We start from the raw sequence: 21317 nt of genomic DNA, 5'->3' as shown, positions 1-21317 counted from the left end.
ACTTATTTTTTGTCGTCCCTCTTGTAAATCTAAACAACCCAAGCGAAAAAATACAGTGTTCTTTGATACGGAAGAACAGGCGAGAAAAAATGGCATTCGTCCTTGTAAACGATGGCGCCCTGATTTATTAGAATTTCAGCCCAAAAAAGAGAACGCCGAAAAAATAAAATTAACCTATGTATACACAGTTCGGGCGATTCATGGATATGTCACCGAATGTATATCGGAAAAATGTCTTTAGTAAGGAGGCCGATTCATGATCGTGAGTGCGAGCCGTCGTACAGATATTCCGGCTTTTTATTCAGAATGGCTGCTTAATCGCTTGCGAGACGGGTATGTATTCGTTCCAAATCCAAGAAATCCGCTGCATTATAGTCGGGTGGAGTTACAGCCACAAACCGTAGACTGTTTTGTGTTCTGGACAAAAAATCCTGCGCCGATGATTTCAAAGTTAGACGAGATTGCTGCGATGGGCTACCCATTTTATTTCCAGTTTACCTTGACACCGTATGGACGGGAAATAGAGACATATTTACCACCTAAAACTATTTTAGTGCAAACCTTTCGCAAACTCAGTACATTGATAGGAGCGAAGCGAGTCGTATGGCGATATGATCCGATTATGCTAACAGATCATATGGATGTCAGCTATCATTTAAAACATTTTGAGCAAATAGCAGCTGCGATAGAAGGTTATACGAAGCGTTGTATTTTCAGCTTTTTGGATTTCTATCCCAAGGTGCGTAGCGCCTTGCGAAATATAGCCGTAATGGAAGTGCAGCAATCCGATATGCTTCGAATTGCGGAGGGCTTTTCTAACATTGCACAAAAGTATCGAATTCGGTTATCTACCTGCTGTGAAGCGATAGACTTGAGTCGATATGATATTGAACATGCTGCCTGTATTGATGCAAAGTTGATTGAGGATATTCTTGGTTGCGCTGTTCATTCAAAAAAAGATGCTAATCAACGTCCTGGGTGTGGCTGTATGGAAAGTGTGGAAATTGGCACGTACGATTCTTGTGCACATGGATGCATATATTGTTATGCGAATTCAGCCATGCAGACCGTGCGGCAGCATATAGCTTGTCATGACCCTATGTCACCTGTCCTATTTGGTCATTTGCCAAAAGATGCGGTTATTACTGAGCGGAAAATGATTTCGGTAAAGGATCCATACCAATGTTTATTTTAGATATTTTGAGTAGGTTGAAAAACTGCATCGCATTTTCAGCCTACTCATTTTTATATAGTTATTAGGATACAACTTTGCATTGCAGTACAATAATTTTAATGGCAAATCTAAAAATACTGATTTTACCCATACCATTTCCCATAGCAGTAAAATAGCGGACAGTGTCAAAAATTTGGCTATGCAGATGGTTAAGGGGCATGCTGCAGACGGTGCAGAAATTCGATACATGGAGTAAATAGAATAAAAAATGTAAGAACTGTTCCTCAACGGTTAAACTTCAAAAATATAACCTTTTGGGGACCGTTTTTGCATGGTAATCTATGGGAATAGGTTTAGAAAATAAATCGTGCGGGCATAGTGCGTAAATAGCTTTATGTGAATTCATTAAAAAAATATTAATATATAATAACAAAAGAAGTGTGTTATACTATGTGTAAATAAAAGTTTTAAATAAGCTATCATGTTTGGTTATTAAACTAAAATGAAAGTAATTAAAACTACGGGAAAAATACGATGTACATTATTGCATATAGAAAGGTAACTATAACTAATAAGCCTGCGCTTCTTATAGCTGCCTTTTGTTCTATATGGCGGGAATTTTGAAAGAACGAATGGAATGTTTGCGTGCAGCAAATATATGAGAAGCTTCGGATGATGGGAAAATACTGTTTGGTACTTGTTTTTGTCGTGAATGCAAAACATAGATAATCTTGCTAAGAATAATTTCATAACGTATGAGATATAAAAATTATTTTATAGGGGGGACATTTATGAATCAGGATATAACGTCATCTGATTTAAAAGCCATTTTGCACTCGAAACGTGCTAATATATATTATTTGAATAAATGCCGCGTGATGCAGAAAGACGGTCGGGTGGTGTATTTAACGGACGGTAAAAAAGAAAACTTTTATTGGAATATACCTATTGCAAATACCACGGTTATTCTTTTGGGAACGGGAACATCTATTACCCAAGCAGCTATGCGATTGTTAGCCAGTGCAGGTGTGCTTGTTGGATTTTGCGGCGGAGGAGCGACTCCGTTATTTTCGGGGACAGAAGTAGAGTGGTTAAATCCTCAGAGTGAATATAGACCGACGGAATATGTACAAGGCTGGATGTCGTTCTGGTTTGACGATGCGAAACGATTGCTTGTCGCGAAGGAATTCCAAAAGAAACGATGTGAGTTTTTGTGTAAGACGTGGGAAAAAGATAATGAATTGCAGGAAGCCGGTTTCTATGATGATGATGAAGCTGTAGACAATGCCTTACATACATTTGAGCGGAAAATTAAAAAAGCTGGGAATGTTACAGAACTTCTGGCGGGTGAGGCTGAATTTACAAAGAAGTTATATAAATACGCAGCTGGAGTTAGTGGGTTGCATAATTTCTCGAGAAAACATGATGCGGATGATACAGCAAATATATTTTTAAATCATGGTAATTATTTGGCGTATGGATTGGCGGCCAGCACGTTATGGGTGTTAGGAATCCCTCATGGATTTGCGGTAATGCACGGAAAAACAAGAAGAGGCGCGTTGGTTTTTGATGTAGCTGATTTGATTAAAGATTCTATTGTACTGCCATGGGCTTTTATTTGTGCGGGAATGGCCATGCCGGAACAAGAATTCAGACAAACATGTCTGCAAAAATTTACAGAACATAAAGCCTTGGATTTTATGTTTGATGAAGTAAAACAATGCAGCCAGCTGTTTTAAGGTGAAGGTGATGCCATATGATGGTTATATTTACCAGCAGAAGTGAAAAAAAAACATTATATACAGTCAGACGAATTTTGGATAGTTTTGCAGACCGCATTGGAAATGATACATGGAAAACAGTAATAACTGCAGAGGGATTACTTACTGTTAAGACGCTGTTACGTAAAAATGCGACAAAAAGTATGGCTGTTTCCTGTCATTGGATTCGATCTCGCAGCAGAAGTGAATTGGTTTGGATCGTGGGAAATCGGGATAAATTTAATGAGGAAGGTATTGTTCCGGTTAATTCGACGCTAAAAAATATTACTCATGGTGAATGGGAGAATGGATGGCGGTATTTGCCGGTTATAAAATCGTTGGCGGCAGTGGCAGGACTACTCCATGATTGGGGGAAAAGCAGTGATTTATTCCAGCAAAAACTAAGAAATAAAAGTTTTGAAGCAGATCCATTTCGACATGAATGGATATCTTGTAAATTAATGGAAGCTTTAGTTATATATTCCGGCGTATTAGATACTGATAGTAGATGGCTGGAGTTATTTGCAGAAAATACATTGGATATTCCTCAAATTGAAAGTATTGCAGCACAGCATAGTGGGGAAGATTCAATAGGAAAGTTAATTTCGTTGCCGCCGATAGCCAGCGTTCTTGTTTGGTTGATTCTTTCTCATCATCGAGTTCCCAATATAGAAAAAAATAAATATGAAAATACGTCAAAAGAAACCTTTTGGGAAATGCTTCATAGTATAGATGCGTCATGGGGCTATGAAAATACACATATTGAAAAAGAAGATGCAAAATGGGATTTATGCTTTACTTTTCATAGAGGAATTTTATTTGGCAATGCGGCAGTTTGGTTAAAAAATATAAAAAAATGGTCAGAACGTCTGTTATCTCAGCAGCAAATTATAATAGATATAATGGCAGAACCCGAATTTAAAAAATCGTTTCGGCTGGTTTTGGGGTATGCAAGATTATGCTTGATGTTAGGAGATCACTACTCTTCCTCTTTGCCAAAAGTAACAGATAGCAAGAAAATAAGTCAGTGGGCTAAAAATGAATTATGGGCTAATACCGATCAGAATGGAGTTAAACAGTATCTAGAAGAACATTTGGTAAACGTATCTCATCAGGCATTAAAAATAGCACATCAACTTCCCGTGTTTTATAACAATATGGAAAAAGCATATGATGTAAAATTTCTTAAGAAAAAAGGACCGATACAGTTTCGATGGCAGGATCATGTTGTAGAAAAAATAAAAGTCTTCCGAAAGGATCATGAAAATAATCAAGCCTATTTTATTGTAAATATGGCGAGTACAGGATGTGGAAAAACGATTGCCAATGCCAAAATCATGCAGGCTATATCTGATGATGAAAAATCACTGCGGTATATTTTAGCTTTGGGACTCAGGACACTTACATTGCAGACGGGAGATGAATATAGAGAACGGATTGGACTCGATGCAAGTGAATTAGCAGTATTAATAGGTTCCAGTGCCATTAAAGAATTGCATGAACAAGAAAAGCACGAGGAACCTTCTATAAGTGGTGTGATAGAGGAATTATTAGCTGAAGATTTGGATTATATAGATACCTGTAGTGATAATCAGACGGCTTTTTTGGATATATTTTTTAATGGGAAAAATGGTAACGTATCGAAAAATAAGGCTTTTTTATATAAACCGGTTCTTGTTGCAACAATAGATCACATGATGGGTGCCACTGAAACCACACGCGGGGGCAGGTACATATTACCCTTTTTACGATTAATGTCATCTGATTTGGTTATTGATGAAATTGATGATTTTGATAAAAAGGATTTAATCGCTATTGCACGGCTGGTTCATTTGGCGGGGATGTTTGGACGAAATGCTGTTCTGTCTTCTGCAACGATCCCTCCTGATTTAGCCGAAGGCATGTATCGGGCATATGTAGAAGGACTTGCGTGTTATAATAGTTTTTTTATTGAACCCAAAAGTTGTAATGTTATTCTTTGTGATGAATTTAAGAGCAAAATAGATAATATAAAGGGCAGAAATCCTGAAGCATATCAAAAACTGCATAATGGTTTTATTGAAAAAAGAATAAAATGTCTGGAACGAGAACCAGTAAGAAGAAAAGGATATATTGTTGAGTGTATGCTTAGTGAGGATATGGATGCTAAAAGCAATAAGAACAGCCTATCTCTGAAAGAAACTTATTTTGATACGATTCGGTCGACGATAGAAAAACTACACGATGCAAATTATGTAGTCGATAAACAAACGGGGAAAAAGATTTCTTTTGGTGTTGTGCGTGTGGCAAATATTCAACCTTGTGTGGCATTAAGTTTATATTTTATGCGATGTACATGGACTGATGGGTACGCGATACATATGATGACCTATCACAGCAGGCAAATACTACTTCTCCGTCACGAACAGGAACAATACTTAGATGCAGTCCTAAAAAGAAAATATGAGAGTGCAGTGCCTGTTGATTTTACGGATCCTGTTATTCGGAAGCATATTGATGCTGCAAAAGGAGATAATGTTATTTTCTTTGTTGTAGCCACTCCTGTTGAGGAAATCGGCAGAGATCATGATTTTGACTGGGCGTTAGTAGAACCTTCTTCTTATCGTTCTATTATTCAACTGGCAGGGCGGATATTGCGGCATCGTAAAATTAACCATGCAGTTAACACCTATAATATGGCTATCATGCAATATAATATTAAAGGATTACAAGGAAAAAAACAGGCGTTTAATTGTCCCGGTTATGAACAAGGAAAATATTATCTTGCAAGTCACAATTTGAAAGATATTGTGGATGAAGTGAGTTTGGAAAAGCGAATTGATGCAGTGCTGCGTATTAAAAAAGCTTCTCGATTAGATCCGCAGCATAAGCTGATCGATTTGGAACATAGTGTGATGCAAGATTTTAATAGTACCACCGAACAGGGACCGCAGTGCTTGCATGGATGGATACAAGAGTATTGGTGGTTGACGGCTTTACCACAGTGTTTTAACCGATTTCGGGAAAGTTATGCAGAAGATATAAAATTATATGCCTGTTATGATGAAGGTACAATAGATTTTTGTGAATATACAGCAGAGGAGTGTGTTAAAAGAACCGATTTTTTTGGAATACATGCGTATAAAAAAATTACAAACGAAATGGGTGAAAGGCTCTGGATTGTACGTGACTATATTTCTTCTTTAAAAAAACAAGTTAAGCCAGAAGATGAAAGACCGTTTGAAGTGATTATGAAGTATATGTCTTTACGGTTTGGTGAATTAACAATACCCGACCCTAAAGGAAAAAATATAAAATGGCAGTATTCAGATCAATTAGGGTTATTTAAAGAGGAAAATAGTGAATGAGAAGATGGAGGGATGATTTTGGGAATTTTAATGCAGTATGTGCAAGAATCTGCGGAGAAGAAGAATAAAACAGTAAATGAATGGTTGAAAAATACGGTATCACATATCCCTAACTGCCTGTTGGCAACGCATGTTGGAAAATTTACACATCCAGATATTATATCTAAAGTATCTTTATTGGATCAAGAAAATGAGCTATCTATTCCCTATGTAACGACCGCAGGTACTCATTGCAGTACCGATATCCTGACTCCGGCTCAATATATTGGAACCGCTAATTTTCTGTTGTTATTGCTGGAAGATAAAAAGACTGTTTTAGAACATATACAGCAACATACAGATTTTATTAAAAAAGAATTTGAAATGTTAGGTATAGAATTCATCCCTATACAGGATGCAATTGAAAAAATCAGTAAAGAACGGAATCTTGATTGCACTGACGGCAGATTAAAACAAGTATTTTTTCCTGTATCGAAAGAAACATACCATTTGTTATCTGTATTGCCTGCCTCCAGTTTGCTGGAAACATTGAAAGATAAGATTGATAGAATGAATCATTATAAATGGCAATGTTCTGACAAGAAAGATCCCTTATATGGACATGAATGCTACGAGATTACCGATATTACGGCTATTGGTTTTGGAGGGACAAAACCGCAAAATATTAGTGCTTTAAATGCTAAAAAGGGGGGGGAAGACATACTTATTATCCTCGCTTCCCCCTACATTGAAACAAAAACGGCTCCGCTTACCGAGAGTTGATTTTTTCGGTGAAACCTTACGTTATAGTATGTATGTTCATCAGTTTCGCAAATTAGATCGAGTCATGAGAATTGATAAAAATAATCGGGAAATACGAAATATGATGACAGATACGATTGATGATATTGTTGATAGGGTGTTGACTGTCAGTTATCAAGTCCGGAATGAAGGAGATGGGTGGAGTCAGGATGATTTATTCAGGAAATTACCATTATCGCAAAAAATATGGTTGGATAATCAATATGCGAATGTCAGAGAAAATAAAGTATGGATCAAAGACGTTAGCAAACAATTTGGCAGATGGTGTATTCGTACGTATGAACAAATTATGAAGAAAAATCGTATTCTTTTAGGTGATGCAGAATTAGTGTTCTTTCAAGAAAGATTATATAAGGTACTGGAAGATGAGGTGATATTCCGAACATGAAAGCATATATGTTGATACCTAAAATTAGCATTCACAATGCCAATGCTATGAGCAGTACATATACCATTGGTTTTCCTGCTATGACGGCGTGGCTGGGAGCTGTTCATGCATTGCAGCGAAAAATTGCAAAACAAGATGGGTTTTCTGATTTGAAATTAGTAAAAACAGCGGTAGTCTGCCATGAATGCAATTTGCAGGTATATAAAGGAATGGGAGACTATAAAAAATCTATTATAGCTACAGCGAATCCGCTTAGAAAAAAAGGCGCAGATTTTGAACGTCCGCCATTTATCGAAGAAGCGCGTGTTCATGTAGTGGTATCTCTGTTAATTGAAGTACAAGGAGTCAATGGAGATAATGACAAAGTTTTTCTAAAGGCAGTACAGCAACAAGTACCATCTATGAAAATGGCTTCCGGTGATATTATGGGGTTTGAAAAAGCGCAAATGATATATGTAGATGAAAATCAATTGCAGGCTATGAAAAAGGTGCTTTTTAAGCTAATGCCTGGATACGTTATCATTGAACGAAGTGACTTGATGTTAAAAGAATCAGAAAATGGTACAGATCGGTTGGATGCACTGCTCGATGTATTAAAAATACATCATATGGCCGAGATAGATGCAGAAGGCATTGTAAGTGGCTGGAAACATGAAAAGACATGTTCGGGATGGTTAGTACCAATATCCATTGGATTTAAAGGAATATCTCCATTAGGAATAGTTTCAGAACAGCGGGATGCAACAAAGAGACACCGTTTTGTTGAAAATGTGGTTACTGTAGGAGAATTTAAAATGGCACATCGTTTTGAGAATATAGAAGAGATTATGTGGCATTATAACTATGATGAAACCAATACTATGTATATATGTAAAAATCAACAATAACTGATTACATTAGGAGGAATTGACATGGCAAAACAAGATTCAAGAATGGCATCTGTATTGGCATTTGAAAAGAAAATGGTAGCATCTGATGGATTTATGTATGGAACTATTTGGGATAAAAGAGATGTACAGGCGATTCCTCTCAGCTTAGTGGAAAAATCTGTACGGGGGACAATTTCTAATCGACTTAAAGGGGCGGTTAAAGATGATCCGGTAAAACTTAATGCAGAAGTTGAAAAAGCTAATCTTCAGACAGTAGATAGTGCTTCTCTAAATTTGGACCAGAATACCCTGAAACTCGAGTTTACTTTGAAGATATTATCGGGAGTGCAATATCCTTCAGCGTGTAACAGTGAGGAACATTATAAAAAAATTGAAGAAATGGGAAAAAATTACATTGGAGAAAATGGATTTAAAGAATTAGCCAGACGCTATGCACTGAATATTGCTAATGCACGTTTTCTTTGGAGAAATCGTGTAGGAGCTGAAAAAATTGAAGTTGTTGTAACTGAAAAATTAGATAATAAAAAATGGGTTTTTAATGCCTATGATTATACGCTGAAAAATTTTGATGAAAAATATCCGGAAGTGGAAGAACTTGGCGATTTGATAGCCGATGCATTCTGTGGACGACGTGAGTATTTGTTCATTGAAGTAGAAACATATGCACTACTTGGAAAGGGACAAGAGGTATATCCTAGTGAAGAATTGATTTTAGATAAAGGAAAAGGGAAGAAAAGTAAAGTGTTGTATCAAGTCAATCATACGGCAGCCATGCATTCACAGAAACTTAGTAATGCATTGCGAACTATCGATACGTGGTATCCGGAGTATGATAGTGCAAAACTGGGGCCCATTGCCATTGAACCTTATGGCGCGGTTACTAACTTAGGGAAAGCGTATCGTACGCCTAAAGATAAGAAAGATTTTTATACTTTATTTGATAAGTACTCACTAGGGGAAAAACTGGCTGACGAAAACGAAGAAAATTATGTAATGGCAGTACTTGTGCGGGGTGGTGTATTTGGACAAAGTGGAAAGGAATAAAAAAATGCGCTATTATCTGGAGATAACGTTGATTCCTGCTGTTGAAATTCCAGTAAATTTTATTTGGACAAAAGTTTTTACGCAAATACATATTGCCATTGCAGAACAGAAAAACAAAAATGATTCTTTGGAATTTGCAGTATCGTTTCCAGAATATCAGTATAATGGTTTGGGAAGAAAACTTAGGATTTTTGCAGAAGAAAAAGAAAATCTGGAAGTTTTAAGTGTGGAAACAATATTATGGAGATTGCGTGACTATGTTCATATTACAAGTATAAGGAAAGTTCCAGAATCCAGAATACATGGGTTTGCCATATATAGCAGATATCAACCAGATAACTCATTAAAACAAAAGGCAAAGAGGTATGCTAAAAGACATGAAGAAGTATCTTATGGGCAGGCTTTTTCAATTATGAATTGTAATAATACTACAATTCATTTTCCGTATATCCATATGAAGAGTATAACAAATCAAAATAAATTTAGTATGTTTATATGTAAAAAAATAGTGGATAAAGAAGTAAATTGTGGATTTGGATCTTATGGTTTAAGTAAGGATTCAACAGTTCCCGAGTTTTGACCCAAAAAATTTTATGTAGAAGAAAAACAGCATAAAATAGGGGTTTCTAGTATGTATTGAAATTTTTGGTTTTTTTGTCAAAATTTGATTGCGTATAGTGTAGGCCTATTATTTTTTAGTTTGTTTTACTGTTATCTGCCGTATAGGCAGTTTAGAAATATGTCATACGGGAGGGATAAGAATGATAGACGTTATCTGCCGTATAGGCAGTTTAGAAATATTACACCAGTATCAGAAGGAATTTGCTAGGGTTATCTGCCGTATAGGCAGTTTAGAAATTAATAAAAATTCTTAAAGTATTTCTCAAGGTGTTATCTGCCGTATAGGCAGTTTAGAAATGACGATGAGACTAGAAGGAATCATTGCATTAGTTATCTGCCGTATAGGCAGTTTAGAAATTGATGATTCTTTTCCGGCATTTGTCCGACTGGTTATCTGCCGTATAGGCAGTTTAGAAAATCCGAGTGGCTCTACGCTACCGTCTAAGGAAGTTATCTGCCGTATAGGCAGTTTAGAAAAAAAAAAACAATGATTCAAATTCTAAGAATCGTGTTATCTGCCGTATAGGCAGTTTAGAAATCGACAATCCCATAAGAATTTCAACCCAATCAGTTATCTGCCGTATAGGCAGTTTAGAAAGGAAATGTTTCGTCTGTCTCCGCCCATTCGGCGTTATCTGCCGTATAGGCAGTTTAGAAAAGATAAAGAATGAAAAGAATTGGCCGACGCCTGTTATCTGCCGTATAGGCAGTTTAGAAATTTCCCTTTTATGTGGCGCGCCGACATCTGAAGTTATCTGCCGTATAGGCAGTTTAGAAAACTATATCCTAGCTTGGTGGCCATTTCTTCTTGTTATCTGCCGTATAGGCAGTTTAGAAAATTTCATATGCATTTCACCCCTTCCCGCACCGGTTATCTGCCGTATAGGCAGTTTAGAAACACACCGCTGAACAACGATAACATATTCATATAGTTATCTGCCGTATAGGCAGTTTAGAAAACTGTTTTATTTTATATGAGTCCTGCATACGCGTTATCTGCCGTATAGGCAGTTTAGAAAACTGAGCAAATAAACCATTATCGCTTATGCATGTTATCTGCCGTATAGGCAGTTTAGAAATCTAAAGGGATTGTTAGGAGGTTAATTATGAAGTTATCTGCCGTATAGGCAGTTTAGAAAACAGGGTAACCTTTCTGCGTATGCAACTACGTGTTATCTGCCGTATAGGCAGTTTAGAAAAATCATCCTTTTCTTTATCCGGATTTTTTGATGTTATCTGCCGTATAGGCAGTTTAGAAAAATAGAAGTCAAAACGAGTTCTACGAGACCAAGTTATCTGCCGTATAGGCAGTTTAGAAACTTAAAAATGGTCAACTAAACCCGGGACAGAAGTTATCTGCCGTATAGGCAGTTTAGAAAATCTGTTATTTCTTCCACGCATTCCTTTAAGTGTTATCTGCCGTATAGGCAGTTTAGAAATCAACCAAAATTTGTTTGTCATGCTATTCAGTGTTATCTGCCGTATAGGCAGTTTAGAAAAAGCAGAATGACCAGAAACTCTATCCATCCAAGTTATCTGCCGTATAGGCAGTTTAGAAAAATCGCAAGAACAGCCCACATATCACGCTGCCGTTATCTGCCGTATAGGCAGTTTAGAAAATGTGGCAAACGTTAGCAAAGATAGAACGAATGTTATCTGCCGTATAGGCAGTTTAGAAATACTGCTCCCCATGTCGTTGGCGCCGTTGTTCGTTATCTGCCGTATAGGCAGTTTAGAAATGCAAGAATATTCAATATCTGGGTAACAATCTGTTATCTGCCGTATAGGCAGTTTAGAAATGTTTTAGAAATTCATTATGGACGCGGGATAGGTTATCTGCCGTATAGGCAGTTTAGAAAGATACAAAAGTACACACAACAATACAAAAGTGGTTATCTGCCGTATAGGCAGTTTAGAAAATAAAGATACACCACCATACTCTTCTTTAAAAGTTATCTGCCGTATAGGCAGTTTAGAAATTGTTATCATCCTATGACCGCTTGGCGCTTAAGTTATCTGCCGTATAGGCAGTTTAGAAATCCTACGTGGGTTGCTAATGCTGTGTTTTTCGGTTATCTGCCGTATAGGCAGTTTAGAAAATTTACCAGTATCTTTATTAATACCGCCCACAGTTATCTGCCGTATAGGCAGTTTAGAAACATTGGCGGGAACGTTCAAGACGACAACCTATGTTATCTGCCGTATAGGCAGTTTAGAAATGAAGACTTCCAAGGTAATGATGCTACTGTACGTTATCTGCCGTATAGGCAGTTTAGAAATCCTAACAAACCTTTCAACGGATTAAAATCACGTTATCTGCCGTATAGGCAGTTTAGAAATTGAACAGGTTGTTGCTGATCGGTTCTGTGAAGTTATCTGCCGTATAGGCAGTTTAGAAAATCCGATGCCATTTAATCCCCAACGCTTACCCGTTATCTGCCGTATAGGCAGTTGTGTATATTCAAAAGGAGGAGAATATTATGTTGGATTCTAAAATTGTAAAGATTTGCAAAGAACAGATTTTTTTCTTAGGGACTGCCGTTAATCAGGTAGTACATGTTCGGCCTATGAAGTTGTTTGTTGATGAGAAAGAAAATGTTTGGCTTGTTAGTCATAAGGGAACAGATAAAACGAAGGAGATAGAGGTGAATAACGTTGTTGAACTTTGTACAGTTGATGATAATACCAATGTTCTTCGCTTACAGGGAAAATTATTACAGAGATCAGATATGTCTCCGGAAGAGATGCAGCAAATACGTCAGCAGTTGTTTGAAGGACTGCCGGGGATAAAAGATTTTTTTCAAACTTTCATGGATCCGGATATGGTGGTATATCAATTAGATATTGATCGTGTTATATTCCGTAGTTTAAATGCAGCATTGAAAGAGGAACTTCATTTTAAAAAGTAACCGTATCCGTTGGTATCATTGTCCATATCCTAAACGTTTATATCAGTGCGGTGTTCAGCATATGAATGTATTTTTTCATAGTGGTAACCGGGGGCGATGAGTATATGAAATGTACGACTAGTTATTATATTAACTCTGCAATTAGTAAGAGTGTCAGTGATTTACTGGAACAGCATATTCCGAAACTTGTTGAATCGTGTAAAACAGCACAGTATTTTGTGCGTATATGTATTGAAGAAGATATTGTCTGTCGTATCCAATCACCGGGGAGTATTTTTGAGCAGAAAATAATGGAACATGTATTCCATCCTGTTTTTCAACAAGTATATGAAACAAAAAAAACTGTTGTTATTTTTCCATATAACGCATGGGAGTACCGTGTTCCTAATCCGGGTTTTGATCAGATGCGGTATGTTGCAGTATTTCCTGTTCAGTATGGAGAAAAATGGGCTGGGAATATAGGTATTTCTTTTTTTTCAGAGAATGTAAGCTTAACTTTGCGTGAAGTGAAGTTAATACAGGAAGTGATCGATATATACGCACAGCTTATTTTAGAATGCAGGAAAATCACTTTTTCCATTCCAGGAACAGGTATATGGATCTGTGATATGGAAACGAGTGTGATTATCATGGGGCGGGAGCTTTGTGATATATATGGTATCGCAAGTGAATTGGAAAAAGAAATTCCTTTTGAGGTATATGTACAGAAATTTGTTTATTCTGAAGATCAAAACTGGGTTCGACAGGTAAGCAGGCAATTATTGTCGGAAGAAGTGAATAAATTGAAAGAAATTCGATATCGTATTGTTCGGACAGATAGACAAGTACGATATATATTGACACAGGGCATTTCTATCAATATAGTGGATGGTCATAGGGAAATATACGGTTTTTCTCGTGATATTACAGAGCAGGTCCGTATTGAAGAAGAGAAAAAAAGACATGAACAGCGTATTAAACATATGGCCTATTATGACACACTGACAAGACTTCCCAATCGGAGGTATTTGTTGGAATGGCTGTATAAGGAATTGAAGCTAGCCCAGGAGGGGAAGTCTTCCGGTGTAGTATTTTTTATTGATACAGATAATTTAAAAATGGTTAATGATACTTATGGACATCAATACGGTGATAAACTGATTGTATTGACGGGGATGTGCATTACAAATGCACTGGGACCAAGTGCATTTGTTGCGCATATGAGCGGCGATGAATTTTTTGTTGTTTTGCGTGGGACGTATGCGCACGATCAAATACGAGATATTGTAGAACAATTGAATATTTCATTACAGGCAAAGCATAATATATTTGGTATCTCCTTCCGATTGACTGCCAGTATCGGTATTGCAGAATACCCTAAAAATGGAACCACAACCGAAGAAATTATCAAAAATGTGGATAATGCCATGTATGCGGCCAAGGCCGAAGGAAAAGGACGATATCGGTTTTACACACCGGAAATGCAGCATATGGCATTTGAGAAAATTCGTTTGATTGAAGGTTTATATGATGCAATGGATAAGCATGAGTTTTCTTTAGTATACCAACCGCAGATTGCCATGGTAGATTCGGGCGTAGTCGGATTTGAAGCGCTCTTACGATGGAATAGTCCGGTTCATGGAATCCTTTCTCCTTCACGATTTATGTCACTGGTAGAACAAGCAGGGCTTACTCGTGTTGTAGGGGAATGGATATTCAAGAGTGCCTGCCAATTTGCCCGCAAACTTTTAGATCAAGGATGGAACGGTTGTGTACATGTTAATATTTCTCCCATGCAGCTTGCCATGGATAATTTTGTCGACATGCTGTTTCGTATTATCCGAGAAACGCAAGTTCCCGTTTGCCATATGGGTATTGAAATTACAGAAGATGCGTGTATGACTAGTTTTATATCTATGGAACATGTACTGAATCGGTTGGAACGAGTAACGGCAGCCGGAATTCATTTAGCAATGGATGATTTTGGTACTGGGTATTCTTCCTTGATGTTGTTGGATCGATTGCCTTTTGACACGATAAAAATAGATAAATCATTTATTGATCGGATAGGGACTAGTATTAATGAAGACAGACTTATTACTTCTATCATACAGATGATACATTCGTTGAATAAAAAAGTAATAGCGGAAGGGGTAGAAACAGAGCGACAGTTACTGTGTCTAAAAGGGAAACAGTGTGATTATATTCAGGGATATGTGTACAGCATACCCCTGACAGAACAAGAGGCAGTTGCGTTTTTAGCGGAAAGGCAGGGATAAAGCATATCGAATAGAATCGTGCTCTGACTGCTTGTTTGGTGCAATTACTTATTATTATGGTATTTTATAAAAAACATTAAAAAATATGGAAAATATATAAAAAAATAAATATTTTGCAGGAAATATATTAGTTTAGTAGAAATTTATATTTATATACTATACTTGTTTTATTTGTTGAAAACGTAAAGGAGATGTGTTGAATGGAAAATTTAGCAAGGATTACTATCGACAAATATTTTATGGACGAAGTGCTTAAAAGTAAGAAACACACATGGCCTTTTGAAGACGATTTTAGTGATGTGGAAGCCGCATATACGGAGGCTGTCGGTGGCAGAAACGGTGTCCGTAAATATGTGTTGTTGAAAAAGAACTGTCTGATGGTTTTGGAATATGCTGCCATAACAGATGAAGTGACAATTACTAAAATTTATGATGAACTCACAATTACCAAGATTGCATTAGACAAAATTATTTCCTGCAGAGAAACCTCTAAATCCGATGGAAAAGTCATGGGATTCAAGAATGAAAGAGTCCATGTCGTATTGCAAAGCGGAGCGTACTATGATTTGGTACAACCCTATTTTCGTGATAAGTTCCAAAAGGATAGCGCGGAACAGAAATTTATTGAAGATAATCTTGCAAATTATAATTATTTGATCAATCAGATTATGAAATAGATTTTAGACACGTTACATAAAAAGCAGCAATAACTGGATCAGGCGATAGCAGGGTCCGGTTTTTTTGTGAGTAAAAATTACCAGCATATCAAGGCAATGACAATGTGTTAAAAAAGATAAAAAAAGAACACTGCAATGGTTGCTCACAGCGTTCTTTTAGGATCCATTTGGAAATCAACGGAAAACAAAATCCAGTGACATATGGTAAGGTTTACACTTCTTTAATGCAGTCATGATGGGATACATAAACAGTTTTGATTTTTTCTAGTAATGCTTCTGTTATCTGGAGCTTTGCAGTCAATCGTAAATTATAATGCTTTCCTTCTTGGAATAATTCATTTAAGTGCTGGTTGTAATTAGTTAAAGCTTCCCGGATAATAGATAGTTCTAGTGATGTGAATTTGTTCATATAATCACCTCCTCTATACGTGATTATAGCACAAAATGGAGGTGGTTACGCTACTGAATTAGGGATTGTTTTTTTGTTTTTCAGTGAGAGCAGGACAGCATTTATACTTGAGATATCATCGGCAGTCAACTCATTAAAATTTTCTAATTTATGTTGGATATCGTGGATGATTGTTTCTTCATACGTTTCCTTTTTATGGTGTCCCTGAAAAATAAAGTAGGAGGAAATATTGCCAGTCAGCGTGCTTAAAAAACCGATGCCGATCAGCATTAAACAAACGGCAACAATACGGCCGCCGATTGATGAAGGTGCAATATCTCCGTATCCTACTGTGGTCGTTGTCACAAAGGACCACCACAAGGCATCTATTCATATCATCAACATATGAAATGGCGATGGCGCCGATAAATATGGTTAAAAATGTGAACTACAAGGAGAAGGTTCATGTTTACCTGCTTTCGAAAATAAACAATGTAAGGGGTAATGACAGTATCATGTCTTAACTTTTGGTCGTTACTTTTTTTATAATCCTAATTCTTTTATTTCTTGCTTTCTAAAACGTATCCAATTTTGAAAGGTGTCTATCAGGCGCAGTACGATATTCATACCCAAAAGAATAGAAATAAAATGGTGATCATATTTTCGGTAAGTATAAAATAAAAGAAATAATGAACTGTTCAAGGTATAGTAAAACCATGTTTTGAAAATGTTTGGCGGTGTCGTTACAATATAGGCACTCACTACTACGGCAATCAGGAAAATACAGATATCTTGATTGTATTGAATATTTGCCAACGACATAAAAAAGAATAAAAATAAAAGAGAATGACTTGCCAATAACAATTTTTTCATAATTTTACCTCGTTTTCTTAAATAAAATATTTAAATTTTTTTAAAAATAAATGGTTTTGACAGGTACAAATTCTACAGTATTCGTACATTTGGAAGTTTACGTGCAAAAATCCAAGTATCATATGATAAAGGCACTTGTTTTTCCGCTAGTGCTTCTACTATGTATATTAAAGTATCTGAAATGGATATACAATACAAATGATTTAAAAAAATAAAATAACCGCATAATTAAAAAAACAAGAGTGAACAAGTACTATATATATTATGCTTTATATTGACAAAGGCAGTTATTATTCACTATACTTAATATACATAGTACAATTGTAATCACATATACTGCGGTTATGCTTAAGCGGTTTCTTGCGTAGCCGGAAAGGAGAAAATTATGTTTACATTGACATCGGAAGCAGTTCAATATGTAAAAAAACATGGAAATCACATATTGATTACTATGAAATTTGAACCATCTTGTGGGTGTCCTTGTAGAGGTGACTTGATTTGGGGTAGCTATATACCCGAAATTGCTTTAGGGAAGGCAGTTGAAAACAGTCAATATCTACAAGAAACAATTGATGGTGTCACTATTTGGTATCCCAGTAAACTTATCATTAAACAAGGGTTTGATTCTATTCGTATTCATGTTAAATCTGTTCTTATCAGCAAATGGCTGGAAATGGATGGGGCTCAGGGTGTTTCTGTAACGCCGGTTACGGGATTCTCTTGCCATACAGAAAATATTCATAAAAATATTTCCTGAGAGAAGGGCGACGTTATGGAGTGATATGTTTATAATGATGCGTTGCCAAGTAGTTTTTATATTGAAATTTTGTTTTTGCTTTAAATGAAAGATATACCTTAACCCCTATACAGAGAGTTCTGCTGAAAGCGTAGGACTCTCTGCTTTTTCTATGTGCTAAAGCTGGTTGATGCTTTGATATTGGATTTATATGAAAGGCGGTATCTGTATGATACACTTTTATAGTTTATAGGGGCTGTGAAATAAAGCTCCTATAAAAATAAATGAGGATTACCGGTTCGAAAGAACCGGTGATCCTCATTTTGTGGTAAAATTTTACGTAACCAATGAAAAATTCAACTATACATTATTTTAAAACAAAACAGGATATTTTACCACTGTTTATTTCAGATTATCTGGATATCTGCTATCCTGTGCTGGTTTTCGAACGATTTATGGAGAAAATCGACTTGGAGAAATACCTGAGAAATGTTCCAGTTCACGTTACCGGACGTATTAACGTATTATATAAATTGTAACAGGTTTGATGCGGATATATTAATTGCAAAGATGGCAAAAAGATGGCAAAGTACATCAGACTTTAGGAGGGCAGGCAAAATAAAACCGCCTACGAATGTAGACGGTGTCTATGCTGGTGCGAGTGAAGGGACTTGAACCCCCATGGTGTTAACCGCCAGATCCTAAGTCTGGTGCGTCTGCCAATTCCGCCACACTCGCTCAAATTACTGCAAAGGTATTGTAACATACGGAGGGCGTTGCGTCAATGCTATTTTAACAGCAGTCCTACCGGGCAATGGTCACTGCCGGCGATGTCAGTGTAGATAAGAGCTTCTTTGATCATGTCGTTAAGTGCCTTTGAAGTAATAAAATAATCAATACGCCATCCGGCATTTTTTTCGCGGGCTTTGAAGCGGTAACTCCACCAGGAGTAGATACCGGTCGTATCCGGATACAGATAGCGGAAGGTATCGGTAAAGCCTGCTTGCAGCAGCTCTGTCATTTTGGCTCGTTCCTCATCGGAAAAACCGGCATTTTTACGATTTGTTTTTGGATTTTTGAGATCGATTTCTTCGTGGGCTACATTCAGGTCGCCACAGAGAATAATTGGTTTTTTCTTGTCGAGCTGTTGTATGTATTTGCGAAAATCATCTTCCCATTGCATGCGATAAGGGAGACGGACTAATTCATTTTGACTGTTTGGGGTATAGCAGGTGATACAATAAAAGTTTTCGTATTCTAGGGTAATAACACGGCCTTCGTGGTCATGGTCCTCCATGCCGATTCCATAGGTGACGGAACGGGGTGTTTTTTTTGTAAAAATAGCGGTCCCGCTATATCCTTTTTTTTCGGCATAGTTCCAATATTGTTCATATCCGGGCAAATTCAACTCTATTTGTCCTTGCTGAAGTTTGGTTTCCTGGAGGCAGAAAATATCGGCGTCCAAGTTGTGGAATACATCCATAAAACCTTTATTTACAGCGGCTCTGAGACCATTGACATTCCAAGAAATAAGTTTCATTCTTTTCTCCTTTAAAATAATACATAGACTGTATAAGTGGTGCAAATTTTGTTATAATAAATTACATCAATATTACTGTGTTAAGAATAATATATAGCTATATGCCTTCTGCGTGTTTTTTTTGAAGGTATCTTCATTGTATGAAAAAATTATATGTTTGTCAAAACTCAGAAAGACAGGTGATCAGTATGGCGGTCCACTATTTAGCGGGAACAAAGGTACGGAAGGAAGATTATATTGATTTGCAGGCCATAAAAAATGATTATACTAATATTCATCCGGATCCTGACAATCCGCATCAGCAAGTCCGGTTTGGTACGTCGGGACACCGCGGACAGGCCGATAATGGAAGTTTTACAGAGGATCATGTAGCGGCGGTAACACAGGCAATCTGCACGCTGCGAAACCAGTTCGGGGCTGCGGGTCCCTTGTTTGTCGGGCAGGATACGCATTATCTTTCTGAACTGGCGTTCCACACGGTTCTCTCCGTACTTGTCGCTAACGATGTTACGGTCTATGTGGATAGTGAACATGATTTTGTTCCTACGCCATCTGTATCACGTGCTATTTTGCGGTATAATGAATGCCGCTCAGAAAAGCAGGCGGATGGTATTATTATTACGCCTTCCCACAATCCGCCGGAACATGGTGGAATTAAATATAATCCTGTTACTGGCGGTCCGGCAGAATCGGATATTACAAAGGCTATTGAAAAAGAATCTAATCGCATATTAGCCGGGCATTGCCGTGAAGTGCAACGGGCAGCGGCTGCCGTTGTGCAAACCAGCAGTCTGGTTATTCCATATGATTATAAGGGATTGTATGTAGCAGAACTGGATTCGGTTATCGATATGGATGCTATTCGGGATGCAGGTCTGCGCATCATGGTGAATGCTCTGGGCGGTTCGGGAATGCATTATTGGCATGCGGTTTCGGAGATGTATAATATTCCCATGGACTTTGTCAATGATACGTATGATCCGCTGTTCTCTTTTATGAATTATGATCACGACGGCATGGTGCGTATGGATTGTTCTTCTAAATATGTCATGAGTTCGGCAGCAGCTCATGGGGCGTCTTATAATTTGATTTTTGCCAATGATCCTGATTATGACCGCTTCGGTATTATTTGCGGCATACTGGGAATGATTGGTGCCAATGCGTATTTGTCGGCTGCGGCTCATTATCTGTTGACTCACCGTAATTTTGAAGGCCGCGGTATTGCCGAAACGGTAGTAACGACGCAGCTCTTGGCACGGATTGCGGGGGAACTTCAAATTCCTATATATGAAGTTCCTGTGGGATTTAAATATTTTGGATCGTTGTTCACGTCCCAGCAGGTTGCCTTTGCCGGCGAAGAAAGTGCTGGAGGTTCTTTTATTGCAAAAGATGGAAGTGTCTGGACGACGGATAAGGATGGTATTATCATGTGTTTATTGGCAGCCGAAATGAAGGCGGTAACAGGAAAATCACCCATGCAATATTATATAGATATTTGCAATCGATTGGGGACACCTTATGCCATGCGCAGCGATGCTCCGGCTAGCCTGGAGGAAAAGAAAAAAATCGAGAATTTGACGGAGGCCGATGTTACGGATATTACGTTATGTGGTAGTCCTATTACGGCTGTTTTTTCTCAATCACCCTATGGCAATATGCCGATTGGAGGAGTAAAGATCTGCACCAAGGATGGCTGGGTAGCGGCTCGTCCGTCAGGTACGGAGGATATGTATAAATTGTACAGTGAAAGTTTTATTTCTTATAATCAAGCAAATTTGTTTCTTGATGAAGGGAAAAAATTAATAACAAAAGCGTTGCGGAAATAAAGCCGCAGATGTCTTGTTTTAAAAATTTCCGTATTGATTTATTCGTGTACATTTGTATACTAGATATGCTATAATAGAAAAGCGT

The 21317-nt window shown here is 37.4% G+C and carries 18 protein-coding genes, 1 tRNA gene and 1 CRISPR repeat array; of the genes, 14 read left to right on the top strand and 5 right to left on the bottom strand.

The window, feature by feature from the left end; genetic code table 11:
* Positions 1–4: 4 nt before the first annotated feature.
* The 12 genes from NXG62_RS04425 to NXG62_RS04370 all read left to right on the top strand — a co-directional run bounded on the left by NXG62_RS04425 (position 5) and on the right by NXG62_RS04370 (position 15869).
* Complete coding sequence (locus NXG62_RS04425; protein WP_427114237.1) at positions 5–241, top strand: Ada metal-binding domain-containing protein; 237 nt, start codon at positions 5–7, stop codon at positions 239–241.
* A gap of 15 nt (positions 242–256) precedes the next feature.
* Positions 257–1195, top strand: a complete 939-nt coding sequence (locus NXG62_RS04420) for a DUF1848 family protein (RefSeq protein WP_322351648.1) — start codon at positions 257–259, stop codon at positions 1193–1195.
* Between the two features lie 770 nt (positions 1196–1965).
* Entirely contained in the window at positions 1966–2913 is a 948-nt protein-coding gene (cas1f, locus tag NXG62_RS04415; protein ID WP_322351647.1) for a type I-F CRISPR-associated endonuclease Cas1f, read from the top strand.
* Positions 2914–2930: 17 nt separating this feature from the next.
* Positions 2931–6281: a type I-F CRISPR-associated helicase Cas3f gene (gene cas3f, locus NXG62_RS04410; RefSeq protein ID WP_322351646.1), complete on the top strand. Its 3351-nt coding sequence runs from the start codon at positions 2931–2933 to the stop codon at positions 6279–6281.
* 18 nt (positions 6282–6299) lie between these two features.
* Complete coding sequence (locus NXG62_RS04405; RefSeq protein WP_427113762.1) at positions 6300–7043, top strand: type I-F CRISPR-associated protein Csy1; 744 nt, start codon at positions 6300–6302, stop codon at positions 7041–7043.
* Complete coding sequence (locus tag NXG62_RS04400; RefSeq protein ID WP_427113761.1) at positions 6958–7470, top strand: type I-F CRISPR-associated protein Csy1; 513 nt, start codon at positions 6958–6960, stop codon at positions 7468–7470. Before NXG62_RS04405 ends, NXG62_RS04400 begins: the two co-directional genes overlap by 86 nt.
* Positions 7467–8357 (top strand): type I-F CRISPR-associated protein Csy2, encoded by an 891-nt coding sequence (csy2, locus tag NXG62_RS04395; protein ID WP_427113760.1) that lies wholly within the window; start codon positions 7467–7469, stop codon positions 8355–8357. The genes NXG62_RS04400 and csy2 overlap by 4 nt, the downstream gene beginning before the upstream one ends.
* 24 nt (positions 8358–8381) lie before the next feature.
* Positions 8382–9404: a type I-F CRISPR-associated protein Csy3 gene (gene csy3, locus NXG62_RS04390; protein ID WP_427113759.1), complete on the top strand. Its 1023-nt coding sequence runs from the start codon at positions 8382–8384 to the stop codon at positions 9402–9404.
* Positions 9391–9984, top strand: coding sequence for a type I-F CRISPR-associated endoribonuclease Cas6/Csy4 (cas6f, locus tag NXG62_RS04385; protein WP_427114236.1), 594 nt, complete (start codon positions 9391–9393; stop codon positions 9982–9984). The genes csy3 and cas6f overlap by 14 nt, the downstream gene beginning before the upstream one ends.
* 130 nt (positions 9985–10114) lie before the next feature.
* A CRISPR array of direct repeats spans positions 10115–12484; the repeat unit is 28 nt; unit sequence GTTATCTGCCGTATAGGCAGTTTAGAAA.
* Positions 12485–12505: 21 nt separating this feature from the next.
* Positions 12506–12934, top strand: a complete 429-nt coding sequence (locus tag NXG62_RS04380; protein ID WP_427113758.1) for a pyridoxamine 5'-phosphate oxidase family protein — start codon at positions 12506–12508, stop codon at positions 12932–12934.
* A gap of 104 nt (positions 12935–13038) precedes the next feature.
* On the top strand, positions 13039–15192 hold the full coding sequence (locus tag NXG62_RS04375) for an EAL domain-containing protein (RefSeq protein WP_427113757.1): 2154 nt from the start codon (positions 13039–13041) through the stop codon (positions 15190–15192).
* Between the two features lie 200 nt (positions 15193–15392).
* Positions 15393–15869, top strand: coding sequence for a hypothetical protein (locus tag NXG62_RS04370; protein WP_427113756.1), 477 nt, complete (start codon positions 15393–15395; stop codon positions 15867–15869).
* 211 nt (positions 15870–16080) lie between these two features.
* Here NXG62_RS04370 and NXG62_RS04365 read toward each other — a convergent pair whose 3' ends face one another.
* The 3 genes from NXG62_RS04365 to NXG62_RS04355 form a co-directional block, all read right to left on the bottom strand.
* Positions 16081–16278 carry a hypothetical protein gene (locus tag NXG62_RS04365; RefSeq protein ID WP_427113755.1) on the bottom strand — a complete coding sequence of 66 codons (198 nt, stop codon included), beginning with the start codon at positions 16276–16278 and terminating at the stop codon, positions 16081–16083.
* Positions 16279–16323: 45 nt separating this feature from the next.
* Complete coding sequence (locus NXG62_RS04360) at positions 16324–16638, bottom strand: potassium channel family protein (protein WP_427113754.1); 315 nt, start codon at positions 16636–16638, stop codon at positions 16324–16326.
* Positions 16639–16800: 162 nt separating this feature from the next.
* Positions 16801–17130: a hypothetical protein gene (locus NXG62_RS04355; RefSeq protein WP_427113753.1), complete on the bottom strand. Its 330-nt coding sequence runs from the start codon at positions 17128–17130 to the stop codon at positions 16801–16803.
* A 385-nt stretch (positions 17131–17515) separates the two neighbouring features.
* Between NXG62_RS04355 and NXG62_RS04350 the strand changes: the two genes are divergently transcribed.
* The gene (locus tag NXG62_RS04350) at positions 17516–17887 is read left to right on the top strand and encodes a hypothetical protein (RefSeq protein WP_427113752.1); all 372 of its coding nucleotides are present in this window, start codon (positions 17516–17518) and stop codon (positions 17885–17887) included.
* Positions 17888–18519: 632 nt separating this feature from the next.
* Here the strand turns inward: NXG62_RS04350 and NXG62_RS04345 are convergent.
* Together NXG62_RS04345 and NXG62_RS04340 are read right to left on the bottom strand one after the other, a co-directional pair.
* Positions 18520–18604 (bottom strand) — tRNA-Leu (locus NXG62_RS04345).
* Positions 18605–18653: 49 nt separating this feature from the next.
* On the bottom strand, positions 18654–19406 hold the full coding sequence (locus tag NXG62_RS04340) for an exodeoxyribonuclease III (RefSeq protein ID WP_427113751.1): 753 nt from the start codon (positions 19404–19406) through the stop codon (positions 18654–18656).
* A 140-nt stretch (positions 19407–19546) separates the two neighbouring features.
* Here NXG62_RS04340 and NXG62_RS04335 point away from each other — a divergent pair, with 140 nt between their 5' ends.
* On the top strand, positions 19547–21232 hold the full coding sequence (locus NXG62_RS04335; protein WP_427113750.1) for an alpha-D-glucose phosphate-specific phosphoglucomutase: 1686 nt from the start codon (positions 19547–19549) through the stop codon (positions 21230–21232).
* Positions 21233–21317: the final 85 nt, after the last annotated feature.

Origin of the sequence: Megasphaera sueciensis (genome assembly GCF_050219315.1) — a bacterium.
Taxonomy (GTDB): Bacteria; Bacillota; Negativicutes; order Veillonellales; family Megasphaeraceae; genus Megasphaera_A; species Megasphaera_A sueciensis.
The sequence above is the reverse complement of the archived record's forward strand: the minus strand, read 5'-3'. Positions and strand labels throughout refer to the sequence as shown.